This is a genomic window from Vibrio sp. MarTm2 (genome assembly GCF_027587055.1).
GTDB classification, from domain to species: domain Bacteria; phylum Pseudomonadota; class Gammaproteobacteria; order Enterobacterales; family Vibrionaceae; genus Vibrio; species Vibrio sinaloensis_D.
In genome coordinates, this window is the sequence record NZ_JAPPTK010000001.1 from 675,773 (window position 1) to 693,977 (window position 18,205).

At 45.9% G+C, this 18,205-nt stretch carries 17 protein-coding genes; 3 read left to right on the top strand and 14 right to left on the bottom strand.

Annotated features, from left to right (window positions below; translation table 11 throughout):
- The 12 genes from fabZ to rpsB form a co-directional block, all read right to left on the bottom strand.
- A complete protein-coding gene (gene fabZ, locus OH458_RS03165) occupies positions 1 to 453 on the bottom strand; it encodes a 3-hydroxyacyl-ACP dehydratase FabZ (protein WP_038139751.1) in 453 nt (150 codons plus the stop codon).
- Between the two features lie 96 nt (positions 454 to 549).
- Complete coding sequence (lpxD, locus tag OH458_RS03170) at positions 550 to 1,581, bottom strand: UDP-3-O-(3-hydroxymyristoyl)glucosamine N-acyltransferase (protein ID WP_269977237.1); 1,032 nt, start codon at positions 1,579 to 1,581, stop codon at positions 550 to 552.
- Positions 1,582 to 1,587: 6 nt separating this feature from the next.
- A complete protein-coding gene (locus OH458_RS03175) occupies positions 1,588 to 2,097 on the bottom strand; it encodes an OmpH family outer membrane protein (RefSeq protein WP_005475287.1) in 510 nt (169 codons plus the stop codon).
- Between the two features lie 19 nt (positions 2,098 to 2,116).
- Positions 2,117 to 4,525, bottom strand: coding sequence for an outer membrane protein assembly factor BamA (gene bamA / locus OH458_RS03180; RefSeq protein WP_269977238.1), 2,409 nt, complete (start codon positions 4,523 to 4,525; stop codon positions 2,117 to 2,119).
- A 38-nt stretch (positions 4,526 to 4,563) separates the two neighbouring features.
- Entirely contained in the window at positions 4,564 to 5,922 is a 1,359-nt protein-coding gene (gene rseP, locus OH458_RS03185; RefSeq protein WP_269977239.1) for a sigma E protease regulator RseP, read from the bottom strand.
- A complete protein-coding gene (ispC, locus tag OH458_RS03190) occupies positions 5,919 to 7,127 on the bottom strand; it encodes a 1-deoxy-D-xylulose-5-phosphate reductoisomerase (protein WP_269977240.1) in 1,209 nt (402 codons plus the stop codon). Before ispC ends, rseP begins: the two co-directional genes overlap by 4 nt.
- 41 nt (positions 7,128 to 7,168) lie before the next feature.
- On the bottom strand, positions 7,169 to 8,011 hold the full coding sequence (locus tag OH458_RS03195) for a phosphatidate cytidylyltransferase (RefSeq protein ID WP_269977241.1): 843 nt from the start codon (positions 8,009 to 8,011) through the stop codon (positions 7,169 to 7,171).
- An 11-nt stretch (positions 8,012 to 8,022) separates the two neighbouring features.
- A complete protein-coding gene (locus OH458_RS03200) occupies positions 8,023 to 8,778 on the bottom strand; it encodes a polyprenyl diphosphate synthase (protein WP_005475343.1) in 756 nt (251 codons plus the stop codon).
- A 99-nt stretch (positions 8,779 to 8,877) separates the two neighbouring features.
- Complete coding sequence (gene frr, locus OH458_RS03205; RefSeq protein ID WP_038139537.1) at positions 8,878 to 9,435, bottom strand: ribosome recycling factor; 558 nt, start codon at positions 9,433 to 9,435, stop codon at positions 8,878 to 8,880.
- A gap of 97 nt (positions 9,436 to 9,532) precedes the next feature.
- The gene (gene pyrH, locus OH458_RS03210) at positions 9,533 to 10,264 is read right to left on the bottom strand and encodes a UMP kinase (protein ID WP_038139540.1); all 732 of its coding nucleotides are present in this window, start codon (positions 10,262 to 10,264) and stop codon (positions 9,533 to 9,535) included.
- A 151-nt stretch (positions 10,265 to 10,415) separates the two neighbouring features.
- Positions 10,416 to 11,258 carry a translation elongation factor Ts gene (gene tsf, locus OH458_RS03215; RefSeq protein WP_269977242.1) on the bottom strand — a complete coding sequence of 281 codons (843 nt, stop codon included), beginning with the start codon at positions 11,256 to 11,258 and terminating at the stop codon, positions 10,416 to 10,418.
- Positions 11,259 to 11,389: 131 nt separating this feature from the next.
- A complete protein-coding gene (gene rpsB, locus OH458_RS03220; protein ID WP_269977243.1) occupies positions 11,390 to 12,118 on the bottom strand; it encodes a 30S ribosomal protein S2 in 729 nt (242 codons plus the stop codon).
- Positions 12,119 to 12,496: 378 nt separating this feature from the next.
- Between rpsB and map the strand changes: the two genes are divergently transcribed.
- From map to OH458_RS03235, 3 genes are all read left to right on the top strand, one after another.
- Entirely contained in the window at positions 12,497 to 13,375 is an 879-nt protein-coding gene (gene map / locus OH458_RS03225) for a type I methionyl aminopeptidase (protein ID WP_269977244.1), read from the top strand.
- Between the two features lie 101 nt (positions 13,376 to 13,476).
- Positions 13,477 to 16,098, top strand: coding sequence for a bifunctional uridylyltransferase/uridylyl-removing protein GlnD (gene glnD / locus OH458_RS03230; protein ID WP_269977245.1), 2,622 nt, complete (start codon positions 13,477 to 13,479; stop codon positions 16,096 to 16,098).
- Between the two features lie 161 nt (positions 16,099 to 16,259).
- Entirely contained in the window at positions 16,260 to 16,643 is a 384-nt protein-coding gene (locus OH458_RS03235) for a DUF3461 family protein (RefSeq protein ID WP_005473565.1), read from the top strand.
- Between the two features lie 64 nt (positions 16,644 to 16,707).
- On the opposite strand, the gene pgpA is transcribed toward OH458_RS03235, so the two are convergent.
- Complete coding sequence (pgpA, locus tag OH458_RS03240) at positions 16,708 to 17,214, bottom strand: phosphatidylglycerophosphatase A (RefSeq protein ID WP_039483442.1); 507 nt, start codon at positions 17,212 to 17,214, stop codon at positions 16,708 to 16,710.
- A 12-nt stretch (positions 17,215 to 17,226) separates the two neighbouring features.
- Positions 17,227 to 18,192, bottom strand: coding sequence for a thiamine-phosphate kinase (thiL, locus tag OH458_RS03245; RefSeq protein WP_269977246.1), 966 nt, complete (start codon positions 18,190 to 18,192; stop codon positions 17,227 to 17,229).
- Between the last annotated feature and the right edge of the window lie 13 nt (positions 18,193 to 18,205).

The window sequence follows — 18,205 nt, forward strand, 5'->3', positions numbered from 1 at the left end:
TTAAAACTCTCGACGGGCGCACTTCAGCTCTGCTGAACATACGACTTCGCCGTCGACTTTTGCAACACCGTTAAACGCTGCAATACCGCGACGCTCTTTAACAAACTCAACTTCTATAACCAATTGGTCACCTGGTACAACTGGTTTGCGAAACTTTGCTTTGTCGACGCTAGCAAAGTAGTACAGTTCATTTTCAGAAGGCGCGCCAAATGATTTAAATGCCAACAGGCCCGTCGCCTGAGCCATTGCTTCAAGAATCAACACACCAGGAAATACAGGCAGTTGTGGGAAATGACCTGTAAACTGAGGTTCATTCACTGAAACGTTTTTAATCGCCGTTAAGTACTTCTCTTCTTGATAGTCAGTCACGCGATCAATCAGCAAGAATGGGTAGCGATGAGGGAGTAATTCCTGAATTTCAGTGATGTTCATCGTTTTCTTTTCAGTAGTCAAAGTCATATTCCTATATCGAATGCTAAATATGTTTTCGGCTGGCATTATAGACGAAAAAGACTCGCAATTCGCGAGCCTTTTTGATCAAGACTGGAATCAAGATTCCGAGTCTTGTTCTAACTGCTTTTCAACCGCTTTAAGACGCTTGTTCATTTCATCAATACGATGAACGCGAGTCGCGGTTTTACGCCACTCTTTATTCGGCTGTAATGGGATCCCAGATGAGTACATCCCTTTTTCTGAAATGCCACGCATAACCATGCCCATACCAGTAATAGTCACGCCATCAACGATCTCAATGTGACCGTTAATAACCGTACCACCGCCAATGATGCAGTATTTGCCGATCTTAGTACTGCCAGCAACAATCGTACCACCAGCCATAGCTGTACCATATCCGATCTGTACATTGTGAGCGATTTGCATCTGATTATCTAAGATAACGTTATCTTCAATAATGGTATCTTCGAGCGCGCCACGGTCAATCGTCGTGCAAGAGCCAATTTCTACACGATTGCCAATAATGACCGAGCCAAGTTGTGGAATTTTAATCCATTCACCTTTATCGTTGGCATAACCAAAGCCATCAGAGCCAATCACTGTATTCGCTTGAACTAAACAATCATCCCCTAATACCACGTCATGATAAATGCTGACATTCGACCATAACTTGGTATTAGCGCCAATTTTCGCATTTTTGCCAATAAAGCAGCCCGCACCGATCACCGCGTTGTCTCCGAGCTCTACCCCAGATTCAATCACGGCGTTTGCGCCAACGGAGACATTATCACCCAACTTTGCATCATCAGCGATCACCGCTGAAGGCGCAATTGAGGTTGCCGGTGAAGGTGTAGTATCGAGAGCTTGTGCCACTTTAGCAAAAGCGACGTAAGGGTCATCGACCACAAGTACATTACCACTACACGCTTCGCGTTGAGCTTCTTTTACCATCACCACCGTCGCTTGACAGTCAGCAAGGTGCTTAGCGTATTTAGGATTAGACAGGAAAGTAACGTCACCTTCCTGTGCTTTGTCCATTGGTGCAACCATGGTGACCATTGCACTTGCATCACCATGGAGCTCTCCCCCAGTAATAGTTGCCAAATCGGCTAAAGAGATTGCTGTCATAAACGATTATTTTAGTTGTTTGATTACTTTTTCTGAAATGTTGTACTCAGGCTTGCCGTACTGCATGGTCTGGATATCAACAATAATGTCATAACCTTCTTTCTCAGCGACTTTCTTCACTGCATCCTGAATAACTTTAAATAGCTTTTGCTTCTCTTGCGCTTCACGACGCGCTGACGCTTGCTCTAGAGCCTGAGCTTTGATTTTGTATTTGCTGTCTAGCTGACCGATTTCAATACGTAGTTTCTCAACTTCATCTTGACCTAATAACTCGCCATCACGCTTTAGCTTTTCGATCTTCGTTTTTGCTTCTGCTTGAATAGACTTTAGCTCATCAGCCTTGTCTTTAAACTCTTCCTGCATTTTTTGCAGTACAACTTCACGTTGTGGTAGTGCTTGGAACACTTGAGCGGTATTTACATAGCCTACTTTTTGCGCAGCTTCTGCCGCATGAGCAAATAGAGAAGACGTCATTACTAATAGGCCAATACCAGCCGCTTTAATTGTTTTATTCACTTTATATTTTCCTTTCAAATTAGAAGGTTCTGCCGATGGTGAAAGTGAAGAATTCTTCATCATCACCTTCGTAAATTGTAATCGGTTTCGCCACTGAGAATACCAAAGGTCCCATTGGTGACATCCATTGCAACGCCACACCGTATGATGCGCGGTAGTTGGTTGGATCCGAGTAGTCCATGTAGTAACGATCTGTGATCGTCTCATCATAGACGAATTCTGTGTCCCAAACGCTTGCCGCATCAAGGAACATACTGGTGCGGATTTGGTTACGCACTTCATCAGATGCAAAAGGCGTCGGCACAATCAGCTCAAGACTCGCCAGAGCAACCGCATTACCACCTACAGAGTCATCGGTCGAGTTGACACACGATGAGCTACTACAGAACGATGGATTGCTGTTTATTGTGTACACCGCTTTTGGTCCCGCGGTATTCGATCTAAAGCCACGAAGAGAGGTGAAACCACCCGCGTAGTAGTTTTCGTAGAATGGGAACAAGTTGTCGTTACCATCCGTTTGGCCGTAACCATTACCGTAACCTAAGCGACCACGCATAAGTAACGTGAATTCGTGCTTTTTGGTCAACGGAATGTACTGTCTAACGTCATACTGTAGCTTGAAGTACTGAGCGTCTGAGCTTGGTACTGTTGCCTTAGCAAATGCACGTTGGTAGTTACCCGCCGTTGGGAAATAACCTCGGTTAAGGTTGTTTCGTGTCCAAGATGCATTCAAGTCAAAGTCATTGGTGATGATGTCACCATCTGGCTGATTAATACTTTGAGCAAACAGCTGCGCTTGGTCATAAGTCGGCACGTTACCAATCTTGTTGTGGGTGTAACCCACACCAAACTCAAAGCGATTCAATTCATCGAATGGGAAGCCCCATGTTAAACTAGCGCCGTAACTTTCGTTGGTGTAGTCAACGATACCTGCTTCTTTCGCTTCAAACTGGTTGTAGAAGATCTTACCGCCAAGACTGACACCATCAAGGTTCCAGTAAGGGTCACGATAGTCCAAACTCACGTTCTTTTGGTAGTCGTTCATCATCGCGTTAATACCAACACGATTACCAGTACCAATAAAGTTGTCCTGCTGTAATCCGACCTGGAAACTCACGCCAGATTCTGTACCGTAGCCGATACCGAAGTTAACGCTGCCTGAGTTCGCCTCTTTTACGCTGTATACCAAATCCACTTGGTCTTCGCTGCCCGGAACACGCACAGTTTGTACATCGACCGTTTCAAAGAAACCGAGACGATTTAGTCGACTCTTACCAGTATCTATTGCCTTAGAGTTCAGCCAACTGCCTTCCATCTGACGCATTTCTCGGCGCAGTACTTCATCTTTGGTCGAGTTGTTACCCACAAAACGGATATCTCGCACATAAATACGTTTACCCGCTTCAATATTGACCACCAAAGAAACTTCTTGAGTCTCATCATCAAACTCAGAAATGGTGCGCACTTGAGGGTAAGCATAACCAGCTTCACCCAATAAACGTTTGACGTTCTCTTCTAAGCTCGTCACCGCTGAGCCGTTGTAGAGTTCGCCCATCTCAAATGAAATGAGATCGTTAAGCTCGTCTTCACCAACAACACGGTCACCACGGAACTTCACGTCTTTGACCGAGTATGGCTGGCCTTCTTCCAAGCCTAAGGTAATGTAGACCCCTTTTTTGTCAGGGGAAATTGAGACTTGTGTAGAATCAACTTTAAATTTCAGGTAGCCACGGTCTAAGTAGTACGACTTAAGTGCTTCAATATCGCCAGCTAAAACTTGCTTTTGGTATTTGTCATCGGATAAGAAGTTCCACCAAGCGACATCCACATTAAGCTCAAATCGGCCAAGTAGCTCATCGTCAGAAAAGACGTCATTACCAATGAAGTTAATTTGCTTAATCTTGGCTGAAACACCCTCAGAGAAAACAAATTTTAAATCAGCACGATTACGTGGGAGCGGTGTGACCACCGCTTTTACATTCGCGTTGTACTTACCAACACTGTAATAGAAATCTTCTAGACCCTTCTCGATATTGGCCAAAGTCGTGCGGTCAAGCGCTTCACCGACTCGGACACCAGAAGCATCTAGATTCTGTTGCAGCTGCTCTTCTTTGATCGCCTTGTTACCAGAGAACGAGATACTGGATACGGTAGGACGCTCTTTTACTTGAACAACGAGCACGTTGTCTTGGCGTAAAACCTTAATGTCTTCGAAGTTGCCAGATGCGTAGAGAGCTCGAATGATTTGCGAGATATCTTCATTGTCGACGGCATCGCCAATACGGACTGGCATTTTCAACAACGCAGCACCAAGTGTCACACGTTGCAAGCCTTCAACTTGAATATCTTGGACAACAAAGCTTTCGGCACCATTTGCACTCATACTTGTTGCGAGTGCTGTGGCAAGTAGAATCTTTTTCATCGCCATATTTGTTTTAGTTATTCCTTACTACAACCTTTGCCCAGTTAGAGACGAGCAAAATCATTGAAAATTGCCACTGCCATAAGAGAGAAGATAATTGCTCCGCCTACACGGTACCCCATTTCCTGAATTTTCTCAGGGACTGGGCGTCTTATTACAGCCTCAATAGCAAAAAACAATAGATGTCCGCCATCTAACATAGGTAACGGCACAAGGTTAATTATCCCTAAGTTGACACTAATAAGAGCAAGGAAACCAAGGAAGTAAACCAAGCCATAATCGGCGGTCGTCCCTGCCCCTTTCGCTATTGAAATGGGTCCACTTAAGTTGTTAAGTCCTACATCGCCAACAATCAGCTTTTTCAACATGCTGATGGTCAGATCAATCACTTGTCCGGTTTTTTCAACCGCTTTCCCGACTGATTCAATTACACCAAATTGTAAGTCGAAGCGATAACTTTCCGGCCATTCTGCGACCTCTGGGGCGATTCCAGCAAAACCGACTTCACCTTTACCTTTCATCTCACGACTGTCTGGAATGATTGTCAGAGAGACACGCTCACCATCGCGTTCAACTTGAAGAGGCAGTGAAGCATTCGGATGCTGCTGAATCGCATCAACGACTTGCTGCCAATCTGTGATGGCGACACCGTCAATCGCGAGCAGAGTATCTCCGACTTTTAATCCAGCACGCTCACCAGCACTGCCTTGCGTCACATTGATAAGCTTGGTTGAAATTTCTGGCGTAAAAGGAACAAAGCCAAGCGCTGACATAGCAGACTGTTTTTCAGGGTCAAAGTTCCACTCGGTAAGATCAAAAGAGAGGGTTTGCTCAACGCCGATACCGTCGGAAGGAGCAACCGTCATCGTCAGACGTTCATCACCAATATGAGCAATCAACCCCATGTTGACCGATTCCCAATCTGCGGTTTTGACGCCAGAAACGGATTTAAGTTCCATTCCCTGTTCCAACCCTGCTTGGGCAGCAATTGAATAGGGGGTAACCTGGCCGACAACGGGCTTAACCGCCGGAACGCCGATCATAAACACAAGCCAGTAGGCGATAATGGCAAATAAGAAGTTAAACACTGGTCCTGCAGCGACAATCGCACTGCGCTTCCAAAGTGGCTTTTTATCAAAAGCAAAGCGTTGGTCGGCGTCAGAGACTTCATCGACACGCCCGTCAAGCATCTTGACGTAGCCACCCAATGGAATCATCGAGACGCTGTATTCTGTGCCATCTTTTCCTACTTTGCTCCAAATCGCTTTGCCAAAGCCAATGGAGAATTTTTCGACTCTTACACCACAGCGGCGAGCAACCCAGAAATGGCCGAACTCATGGACAGCGACTAATATTCCCAGCGCAACGATAAAGGATACGAAGTTCCACAAAATACCTGTCATAGCTTACGCTCACTAACCCAGTTGGTTGCTAAATCTCTCGCCATTCTATCGACCTCAAGTATGCTTTCCAAGTCACTACAGTGCGACTGATGGGTATCAGCACAGACTTTTGACAAAACCTTCTGGTTAATGACCGATATGTCTGTAAATGACAACTGTCTATCGAGGAACGCAGCCACCGCAATTTCATTTGCCGCATTGAGTGCCGTTGTTGCGTGCTGACCTTCGTAGCAGGCGTCGATAGCGAGTTTTAAACATGGGTAGCGGTTGTAATCAGGTTCTAAGAAAGTGAGCTCGCCAACTTTAGTAAAGTCTAGCGGTGCCACACCCGCCGCAACACGTTCAGGGTAAGACAGGGTCAGCGCAATCGGCGTCGCCATATCTGGTTCGCCCATCTGCGCCAATACTGAGCCATCTTTATATTGAACCATCGAGTGAATAACCGACTGCGGGTGAATCAGTACTTTGAGCTGTTCACGCGAGGTATTAAACAACCACTTCGCTTCAATGTACTCAAGACCTTTGTTCATCATGGTCGCCGAATCGACTGAAATTTTTGGCCCCATCGACCAGTTAGGGTGAGCTATGGCTTGTTCAGGAGTGACTGAGCTCAGTGATTCGATATCACTGTAACGGAAAGGTCCACCAGAACCGGTTAACAAAATGTTTGAGATACCATGCTGTGCTAAATCGCAGCGACCAAGATTGGTTTGGATATCACTTGGTAAGCATTGGAAGATTGCGTTGTGCTCGCTATCAACAGGCATAAGCTCAGCGCCAGACTGCTTAACCGCATCGATAAACAACTGACCAGACATCACCAAGGCTTCTTTGTTTGCAAGCAGCACACGCTTACCTGCTTTGACTGCCGCCATCGTCGGTAACAGACCCGCAGCACCAACAATCGCAGCCATTACAGTATCAACGTCATCCATCGAGGATACGTCGCACATGGCCTCAATACCCGACAACACTTCAGTACCAAGTTTAAGTGCCGCTAACTGCTGTTTGAGCTGCAAAGCCGCCGAGTCCGATGCCATCACCGCATACTTAGGTTGCCATTTCAGGCACAACTCACGCATTTTCTCAACATTTCCTCCCGCCGCAAGTGCGACAATAGAAAACTGTTCGGGGTTTTGTTCGATGACTTTAAACGTGCTCGCGCCGATCGAACCAGTTGCACCTAATATTGTTAGCTTACGCATAGCAAGAAACCGATTTGTGACTTAGGCAAGCCGAAGCTTGCCTAAAAAATGAAGTAAAGAAATGCAAAAACAGGAAATGCCGCTGTGAGGCTGTCAATGCGATCGAGCACACCACCGTGGCCGGGAATAATATTGCTGCTGTCTTTTATCCCTGAGACGCGCTTGAACATACTTTCAACCAGATCACCCAGAACGGAAATCACCACGGTAATCAGCGTAATCACGATCATGATAAACGGGCTAGTAAATTCAATATCAAACCAGCTTGCCGCTCCCCATCCGACGATAATTGCGGTAACAATCCCGCCAATCAAGCCCTCAATGGTTTTATTGGGACTGACATTTGGCGCCATTTTGCGCTTACCCATGCTCTTACCAGCAAAGTAAGCACCGCTGTCAGCAGCCCAGACAATCAAACAAACGTAAAGCACTAACTTAGCACCATGATAAGCGTCGGTTTCAATCCCTTCGGCACGAAGGAGCAGTACACTCCAAAAGAAAGGTAAAAGCGTTAATATACCGAAGAGATGACGCAGTACAGGAGAGTGCTGCCACAATGAAGCCGATTTCGGGTATGTGATCGCGAGAGTACTAGACACTAGCCACCACGCACACCCAACCGCAAGGATGGCATAGTGTGGCTCTACTATTTGGTTTAAACTAAAAGCATCGAAAGGGACAAGCGCTAGGCTCAGGCCGCTGACCAATACTGCTGGGATCAGCGCCAAAGCACGAGATTTTGCTTCAACAAATTGCGTCCACTCCCAATAACCGATCATCATTACCGCAGCAATCGCAATTGTAAATAAGGGAAGCGACAACTCAAAAATTCCTAGAATCACCAATGGAGCAAGGATGAGCGCTGTTATTATTCTTTGTTTCAAACTTGGATCCTTTATTCGCTTTCCATCAATGCCTTGATTTGTTCACCGGTACAACCGAATCTTCTTTCTCGATTAACAAACCAAGTCACTGCTTCAACTAAGCTATTTTCATCGAATTCTGGCCAATAGATAGGCGTAAAATACATTTCTGCGTAGGCCATCTGCCAGAGCATGAAGTTACTGATTCGACACTCACCACTGGTACGAATCATGAGATCAACTTCAGGCAAATCGGACATGGTTAAATGCTGAGTCATCATTTCCTCAGTAATCTCGTCCGCTTGTAATTCACCGTTTGCGACTTTATTAGCCAAAGCCTTCGTCGCTTGCATGATGTCCCACTTACCACCGTAGTTAGCGGCGATGTTCACCACCATGCCAGTATTATTCGCTGTCAACTCTTCTGCCTGAGCAATCTTTTTCCGTAACCTATCATTGAAACGTGCCGTATCGCCGATAACTCGGAGCCGAAGGTTATTTTTGTGCAACTTCTTAATCTCGGTTGAAAGAACCGTGATAAACAGCTCCATCAATACTCCCACTTCTTCTTCAGGGCGACGCCAGTTTTCACTGCTGAAAGCAAATAAAGTGATCGCTTTAATACCGAGTTTGGCGGAAGTAGAAATCGCTTTTCTAACAGCAGCAACACCATTTTTATGACCAAACACGCGAGGTTTACCTTGCGCTTTAGCCCAACGGCCATTGCCGTCCATGATAATTGCAATATGTTGAGGAAGAACGTCTGGAGAGAGATGTGAGTTTTGCATATAAGAAATTGATAGGTAATCAGCAAAGGACAGAGAGTAGCATAAAAAAACGCTGTGCTGCGAGCACAGCGCTCTTTAGAAGGAGAGTTTGTAGAGGAATTAGACTTCCATCAACTCTTTTTCTTTTGCTGCTAGCACTTCGTCGACTTGCTTAACAGCTGCATCCGTTAGCTTTTGGATCTCTTCTTGACCTTTACGATCTTCATCTTCAGAGATTTCTTTGTCTTTTAGCAGTGCTTTTAGCTCGCCATTTGCGTCACGACGGATGTTACGAATAGCAACACGACCACCTTCTGCTTCGCCACGAACAATCTTAACAAGGTCTTTACGACGCTCTTCTGTTAGCGGTGGAAGTGGAACGCGAATAATAGTACCCGCAGACATAGGGTTTAGACCTAGGTCAGACATCATGATCGCTTTCTCAACTTTCTGAGTCAGCTCTTTATCGAATACTGTGATTGCTAGTGTACGTGCGTCTTCTGCTACTACGTTAGCAACTTGATTTAGAGGAGTTGGTGCACCGTAGTACTCAACTGAAATACCAGCCAATAGACTTGGGTGTGCACGACCTGTACGAACTTTAGACAGGTTATTCTTTAGCGCTTCTACGCTTTTTTCCATGCGCTCTTGAGCGTCTTGTTTGATTTCGTTAATCACAATATCACCTTAATGTGTAAATCTTTCTCGAAGAAAGCCTAAGCGGGAGTCTTCAAAAGGCAATACCGTAGCACATATCGTGCTACGGTGATTGGAATTACTCTGCGTCGCTGATTAGCGTGCCTTCTGCTTCACCCATAACCACGCGACGTAGTGCGCCTGGTTTATTCATATTGAATACGCGAATTGGCATTTTGTGGTCACGAGCCAATGTGAATGCTGCCAAATCCATTACTTTCAATTCTTTTTCAAGAACTGCGTTAAATGAAAGCTTATCATACAGCTCTGCGTCTGGGTTTGCTACTGGGTCAGCCGTAAATACGCCATCTACTTTTGTTGCTTTTAGAACTACGTCGGCTTCAATTTCGATACCGCGTAAACATGCCGCAGAATCGGTTGTAAAGAATGGGTTACCTGTACCCGCAGAGAAGATTACCACACGGCCTTGGCGTAGTTCGCGAATCGCATCTGCCCAATTATAATCGTCACATACACCCTTTAGAGGAATAGCAGACATTACGCGAGCGTTCACGTAAGCACGGTGCAGAGCATCACGCATCGCTAGGCCGTTCATTACTGTTGCTAGCATACCCATATGGTCGCCGACTACGCGGTTCATGCCCGCTTCAGCAAGACCTGCACCACGGAAAAGGTTACCACCACCGATAACCACACCAACTTGAACACCAAGCTCAACCAGCTCTTTTACTTCTTGTGCCATACGGTCAAGTACCGCAGGATCGATGCCAAAGCCGTCTTCACCTTGAAGAGCTTCACCACTCAGTTTTAACAGAATACGTTGATACGCTGGTTTAGGGTTAGTTGTCATGGAGTTTACCTTCCAAAAAGAGAGTTATTGATTAACAGTCATGAATACAGACTGAGCAGTCTGTATTCATCACGGCTAATCGTTTACATCCCTAGTCATAAAAAGACCGCAGCCTTGGCTACGGTCTAAATTTTGTGCGCTTCTCTAAGGATTAACCTTTTTGAGCTGCAGCTACTTCTTCAGCGAAGCTCATTTCTTCAGCTTTCTCGATACCTTCACCAACTTCTAGGCGAACGAATGTAGAAACTGAAGCACCTTTTTCTTTCAGCATTTCGCCAACAGATTTCTTAGGCTCCATGATAAACGCTTGACCAGTTAGAGAGATTTCGCCTGTGAATTTCTTCATGCGGCCAACAACCATCTTCTCTGCGATCTCTGCAGGCTTGCCTTCGTTCATAGCGATTTCAACTTGAACTTCTTTCTCTTTAGCAACAACGTCAGCTGGTACGTCTTCTGGGTTAACGTACTCTGGCTTAGAAGCAGCAACGTGCATTGCTACGTGCTTAAGAGTTTCTGCATCGCCTTCACCAGCAACAACTACACCGATCTTCTCGCCGTGACGGTAAGAAGCGATTGCTGCACCTTCAACGTATTGAACGCGACGGATGTTGATGTTTTCGCCGATTTTCGCTACTAGAGCTACACGAGTTTCTTCGAACTTAGCTTGTAGTTCTTCAACAGAAGCTTTAGAAGCTAGAGCGTCAGCTGCAACTTCTTCAGCAAATGCAGTGAAGTTACCATCTTTAGCAACGAAGTCAGTTTGGCAGTTAACTTCAAGAAGAACAGCAACGCCGTTTTCTTCTTTAATGATGATTGCGCCTTCAGCCGCTACGTTACCTGCTTTCTTAGCAGCTTTTGCAGCACCTGATTTACGCATGTTTTCGATTGCTAGTTCGATGTCAGCGTTTGCTTCAACAAGCGCTTTCTTACATTCCATCATACCTGCGCCAGTACGTTCGCGCAGTTCTTTAACTAGAGCAGCAGTAACAGCCATTCTCTATTCCTCAGTTGATTCTGGATTTGGTAAAAAACAGGGGCCTACATTTTCGGCCCCTGTTGATAACTATAACTCAGTATATGCTACAACAAGGTTGCACATAGTCTAAGTGTGACTAGGAGCCGCTATTATTCAGCTTCTACGAAACCGTCTTTTTCAGCAACAACAGCTACGTCTTTGTTACGGCCTTCAGTTACTGAAGCTGCCGCAGCGTTTAGGTATAGTTGTACTGCGCGGATTGCGTCGTCGTTACCTGGGATGATGTAGTCAACGCCGTCTGGGTTAGAGTTAGTATCTACTACAGCGTAAACTGGAATACCTAGGTTGTTTGCTTCTTTAATCGCAATGTGCTCGTGGTCAGCGTCGATTACGAATAGAGCGTCTGGTAGGCCGCCCATGTCTTTGATACCACCAAGAGATTTCTCTAGCTTCTCCATTTCACGAGTACGCATTAGAGCTTCTTTCTTAGTTAGTTTGTCAAAAGTACCGTCTTGAGACTGAGCTTCAAGATCTTTTAGACGCTTGATTGACTGACGAACAGTTTTGTAGTTTGTAAGCATACCGCCTAACCAGCGGTTGTTTACGTAGTACTGGTTGCTTGCGATAGCAGCTTCTTTAACAGCTTCAGATGCAGCGCGCTTAGTACCTACGAATAGAACTTTACCTTTCTTCTCGCCAACTTTAGCTAGTTCAGCTAGAGCGTCGTTGAACATTGGTACAGTTTTTTCTAGGTTGATGATGTGAACGCGGTTACGAGCACCAAAGATGAATGGCTTCATTTTTGGGTTCCAGTAACGAGTTTGGTGACCGAAGTGAACACCAGCTTTCAGCATATCGCGCATTGATACAGTTGCCATTTTAAAATCCTCTATGGGGTTAGGCCTCCACATTCCCCATAACTCCGACTAGGCTTCTGCCCAGCACCCCGGAATATGTGTCGGAATGTGTGTGATTTAAAGATAAAAGTATATATGGAACTGACCAGCATCGCCGCTTCATCAATGAGAAGTGAAGAGAACTGACCACATTTCCGGCGCGCTTTATACCATATTTTTGCTCTATCTGGCTAGTAAAAAAAACCAACACGTAATGTGCAAAAGTCATCCAATCATTGATAAACCGCGTACAACCACTCGAATAATAGGGAATTGCCAGTAATACACATTCTCAACTGTTCCTGATAGAATGCGCCCATTCGCACCATCTGGTGCTAGCGAAGTAAATAGAGAAAGCCGATGTCAATCAAGATTAAAACAGCTGAAGAAATCGAACGTATGCGACTAGCGGGCGCGTTGGCCGCTGAAATCCTAGAGATGATTGAACCTCATATTAAAGAAGGGGTAACGACAGATGAATTAAACCAAATCTGTCACAATTATGGGATTGAAAAAGGCGCGTATTCTGCACCTCTTGATTACCATGGGTTTCCTAAGTCTATTTGTACATCCATCAACCACATTGTGTGTCATGGTATCCCGGCATCTCAAGATGAAGTGGGCAGCAACGGCCAATTAAAGCCAGCGGTACTTAAAAACGGTGACATTATCAACGTCGATATCACAGTGATTATCCCAAATGAAGAAGGCGCAGATCTTAGCGTTCGTCCAGATGGTTACCACGGTGACACGTCTAAAATGTTCTTCGTTGGCGATGTTTCTCCTGCGGACAAACGCCTTTGCATGGTGACTCAAGAAGCACTCTACGTCGGTATGCGTAAAGTGAAGCCGGGCGCAACGGTGGGCGACATTGGTACCGCTATCGAGAAGTACATCAAAGAGAACAACAAGAAGAACCCACGTAATAAGTTTTCTATCGTGAAAGATTTCTGTGGCCACGGCATTGGTAACGAGTTCCATGAAGAACCGCAAATTGTCCACTACAAAAACAATGATCGTCGCGTGCTGAAAGAAGGCATGTGCTTCACGATCGAGCCAATGATTAACGCTGGCAAATTTGGTGTGACGGTTGATGCGGAAGATGACTGGACGGTGTACACCGGTGACGGTAAGAAGTCTGCTCAGTACGAACACACCATTTTGGTGACCAGTACTGGCTGCGAGGTGCTCACGCTGCGTAGCGACGACACCATCCCGCGTATGATGAACAACGCTTAATTGAAGCCAATACACTTAATATCCCCGCTCAGTCGGGGATATTTTTTTATCTACCCTTCTGTTAAATTGGTCGATAGGACTATTTTGCACGGACTTGCTGTATGCCTTTTCAATCCCCGCTGACGTTTGATGATCAGCAAATCACCATCAGTGAACTCAAAGCCCAATTAGAAAAATTTTCCGACTACCAAAAAACGGAATTTTTAACTCATCACCCGGTTACCGATCTAGTGTTAGGGCGAGCTGAATACATTGATCTGCTACTCAACCGCTTATGGCAAAATTTTGGTTTTTCTGAGCTGCCTAACATCAGTTTGGTCGCCGTCGGGGGATATGGTCGAGGAGAGCTTCATCCTCTTTCCGATATTGATATTTTGGTTGTGTCGCGCAAAACATTGCCAGAATCTCTTGCGTCCAAAGTCAGTGAGTTTATTACGTTGCTTTGGGATCTTAGATTGGAAGTGGGTCATGCGGTTCGCAGCGTAGAAGAGTGTGCGACTATCGGCCGGGAAGATTTAACTGTTGCCACGAACTTACAAGAGTCTCGTTTACTTTGTGGCTGCGAAGATACCTTTCACCAGCTAAAAATGGTGATTCACTCGGAATCGTTTTGGCCAAGTGAAGTCTTCTACAAAGCGAAGATTAAAGAGCAGAAAGATCGTCATGCTCGCTATCACGACACCACCTACAACCTAGAACCCGATATCAAATCCACACCAGGGGGGCTGCGTGATATTCATACCTTAAGCTGGATTGCCCGTCGACATTTCGGCGCAACGTCACTGCTTGAGATGAGTCGTTACGGCTTTTTAACCGATGCAGAATACCGAGAGTTGGTTGAATGCCAAGATTTCTTGTGGCGCGTGCGTTTTGCTCTGCATATCGAACTCAAACGTTACGACAACCGCCTAACCTTCGCTCATCAGGCTCAGGTGGCTGAAAGCTTAGGCTTTAGCGGCGAAGGCAACCGTGGCGTCGAGATGATGATGAAAGAGTTCTACCGAACGCTACGCCGTGTCGCGGAGTTAAACAAAATGCTTCTCAAACTGTTCGATCAAGCCATCTTGGAGAACGGTGTCGAAGCTGAGCCAGAAGTGCTAAGTGACGATTTTCAACGCCGAGGTCACTTGATTGAAGCGCGTAAGCCTGCCCTATTCCAAGCTCGCCCTGAAACGATTCTCGACATGTTCTTACATATCGCCAACGATTCAACCATTGAAGGGGTTGCGCCTCCAACCATGCGCCAACTTCGAACCGCAAGGCGTCGTTTGAACAAGTTCCTACATACGATTCCCGAAGCTCGCGAAAAGTTTTTAGAGCTGTGCCGCCACCCAAATGCTCTGCACAAAGCTTTCAGTTTGATGCATAAGTTGGGGGTTCTTGCTGCTTACTTGCCACAGTGGAGCCAAATTGTCGGCCAGATGCAGTTTGACCTCTTTCATGTATACACGGTTGATGAACACAGTATTCGCTTACTCAAACATATCAACACCTTTAGCTACGCGAAAAATCACGATAAGCATCCGATCTGCTGTGAAGTCTACCCGAGAATTCAAAAGAAAGAATTGCTGATCATTGCCGCTATTTTCCATGATATCGGTAAAGGACGTGGGGGTGATCACTCTGTGATTGGTGAAGGGGAAGCTTATGACTTCTGCATTGAGCACGGGCTTTCTAAACCTGAAGCTAAGCTTGTGGCATGGCTAGTACGTCATCACTTGTTAATGTCCGTCACAGCGCAAAGACGCGATATCTACGACCCAGAGGTAATCACAGAGTTTGCCAAACAGGTTCGCGATGAAGAGTATCTAGAGTACCTCGTCTGTCTTACTGTCGCCGATATTTGTGCCACCAACCCAGAGTTATGGAACAGTTGGAAACGCACGTTATTGGCAGAACTTTTCTACTCGACCCAACGAGCGCTGCGCCGCGGGCTAGAGAACCCAGTGGATGTGCGTGAGCGTATTCGTCACAACCAACAATTGGCTTCCGCTCTACTGCGCAAAGAGGGGTTCAACGCACGTGAAATCGAAGTGCTATGGCAACGCTTCAAAGCGGACTACTTCCTACGACACACACACAAACAGATCGCATGGCACTGTATGCATCTTCTTCGCCACGAAGATCACTCTCAGCCTCTCATCCTGATTTCTAAGAAAGCGACCCGTGGTGGCACCGAAGTGTTCGTCTACAGCAAAGACCAACATGCGCTGTTTGCTACTGTGGTCGCTGAGTTGGATAGACGTAACTTTAACGTTCACGATGCGCAAGTTATGACCAGCAAAGACGGTTATGTTCTCGATACTTTCATGGTGTTGGATCAACATGGCGAAGTCGTCGACGAGAGTCGCCATAAAGCGGTCATTAAACACCTCACTCACGTTTTGCAAGATGGACGCCCCACCAAAATCAAAACTCGCCGCGTCCCTCGTAATTTGCAGCACTTTACCGTCAAAACTCAGGTCGATTTTCTGCCAACGAAAAGTAAAAAGCGTACCTTAATGGAGTTTGTTGCATTGGATACTCCAGGCTTATTGGCTACCGTCGGTGCAACCTTCGCTGACCTTCATGTTCACTTACACGCTGCCAAGATCACGACCATAGGTGAACGCGCAGAAGATTTATTCATTATAACGAGTGAAAATGGTGGAAAATTAACCAATCAAGAAGAAAACCAATTAAGGGAGCTATTAGTGAGCAATGTGGCAGAATTAGCACCTTAAGCGATCTTGACCACAAGTTGTTACACTGTTCGAAAAATCAACTATCTACAACGTGAATAGGCTGCTACATTATTTAGTGTTCAGTAAATAATCCAAGCCCGACCAAACGCTTTATTGCGTATTGTCTTGATTGGTATAACACACAAATAAAGAGGTAGCCTATGTTTCCACACCTCACTGGTTTAGGGATTCACGAACCTAAACAGATTGAGCGCTATTCACTCCGTCAAGAAGCGCATAAGGATGTGTTGAAAATCTATTTTCGTAAGCAAAAAGGAGAGCTGTTTGCGAAAAGCGTTAAGTTTAAATACCCGAGACAGGTGAAAAATGTCTTGGTTGACAGCGGCAGTCACAAATACAAAGAAGTGACAGAAATCAACCGCAACTTAACCTTGGTTATCGATGAACTGAATAAAATCACCAAGCCAGAAACGTCTGCAGAGTTGGATGTAAAAGAGAAAATCTTGTCTGACTTGCGTCATCTAGAGAAGGTGGTTTCAAGTAAGATCGCTGAGATCGAGGCGGATCTGGACAAACTAAAATAGATAGTTGATTGAAAGGGTTGGTTATGATGCCCACCCTTTTTCGTTAGAGCAGGTAACCTCTTGCTTACCCTAACCAACCTGCGTACTTGCCTACAGCGTAAAGGGCAAAGCCTGCCATCACCCCAGCAACGATATCATCGAGCATAATCCCTAGCCCGCCGTGGACTCGTTTATCGAGCCAACCAATTGGCCAAGGCTTCACCATGTCGAAGAAACGGAACAACACAAATCCGGTTAATAACCATTTCCAGTCTGTCGCCGAGAGGTTAAACAGTGGCACAACCAGCATCGTAATCCAAAAACCAGCAAACTCATCCCAAACAATCGAGCCGTGATCATGAACCCGCATATCGTCGGAGGTGACCTGACAAATCTTAACGCCAACTACGCAAGCGGCCGCAACAACGACAAGGTAAAGGGGTAAAGGCAGTTGCACTAGCAGTAAATAAAAGGGGATCGCGGCTAACGTTCCCATAGTGCCAGGTATGATTGGGGATAAGCCACTGCCAAACCCTGTCGCCAATAAATGCCACGGATTTTTCAGAGAAATAAGAGATAAAGGGTTTGCCATAATACTGCTTAACTAGTTGAAATGATCGTAACCTGAAAGCGTCCAATCGAGCGCTTTACCTTGAGAGTGAATATCAAACATACCTTCTGGGCGAATTTGACCAATACAGGTAATCTGAGTACCGCAATGCGCGAGTGCACTCTCAATAGCACCTAGGTTTTGCTCAGGGACGGTAAAACACAGTTCGTATTCTTCGCCACTCGACAACGCATACTGCTGCGCCTGTTCAGCACTTCCCAAAAACTGAACCAGCTCATTAGAAACAGGAAGCGTTGATACGTCAATACTCGCGCCAACATTAGAACGTTTTAAAATGTGTTTTAAATCGGATATTAAGCCATCCGAAATATCGATGGCTGAGCTTGCCAGCCCTAATAGAGCTTGACCAACTAGCACCCTTGGAGACGATAGGTAATGTCGCTGCTCTAACTCAGATGCATAAGGTTTATCTTCCTGCTGAGCAGACAAGATCACATCCAGTCCGGCTTTGCTGTCGCCAAGATTCCCCGTGACATAGATACGGTCGCCAACCCTAGCACCGTTGCGACGCAACGCTTTTTCAGGATTCACTAGCCCTTGAACCGTTAAGGTCAAGCTAAGTGGGCCTTTCGTTGTGTCGCCGCCAATCAACTGGATACCAAAGTAGTCAGCGAGTGAAAAAAACGACTCACAAAATGGGGCAAGCCATGCCTCATCGGGCTCAGGCATGGTTAATGCGAACGAAACCCAGGCTGGGGTCGCCCCCATCGCAGCCAAATCGCTAATATTAGAAGCCAACGCTTTATGCGCTACCAAAGCGGGATCGGCGTCTGCCAAAAAGTGTGTTCCCGCGACTAAGGTATCTGTGCTGATGGCCACTGACAAACCTTGAGGCACTTGAACTAAGGCACAATCATCACCAGCGGCGAGCAAAACATCGTTACGCTGCTTTTGACGGCCGACGAAGTATTTTTCAATGAGATTAAATTCACCTGACATAGCGTTCTTGTTT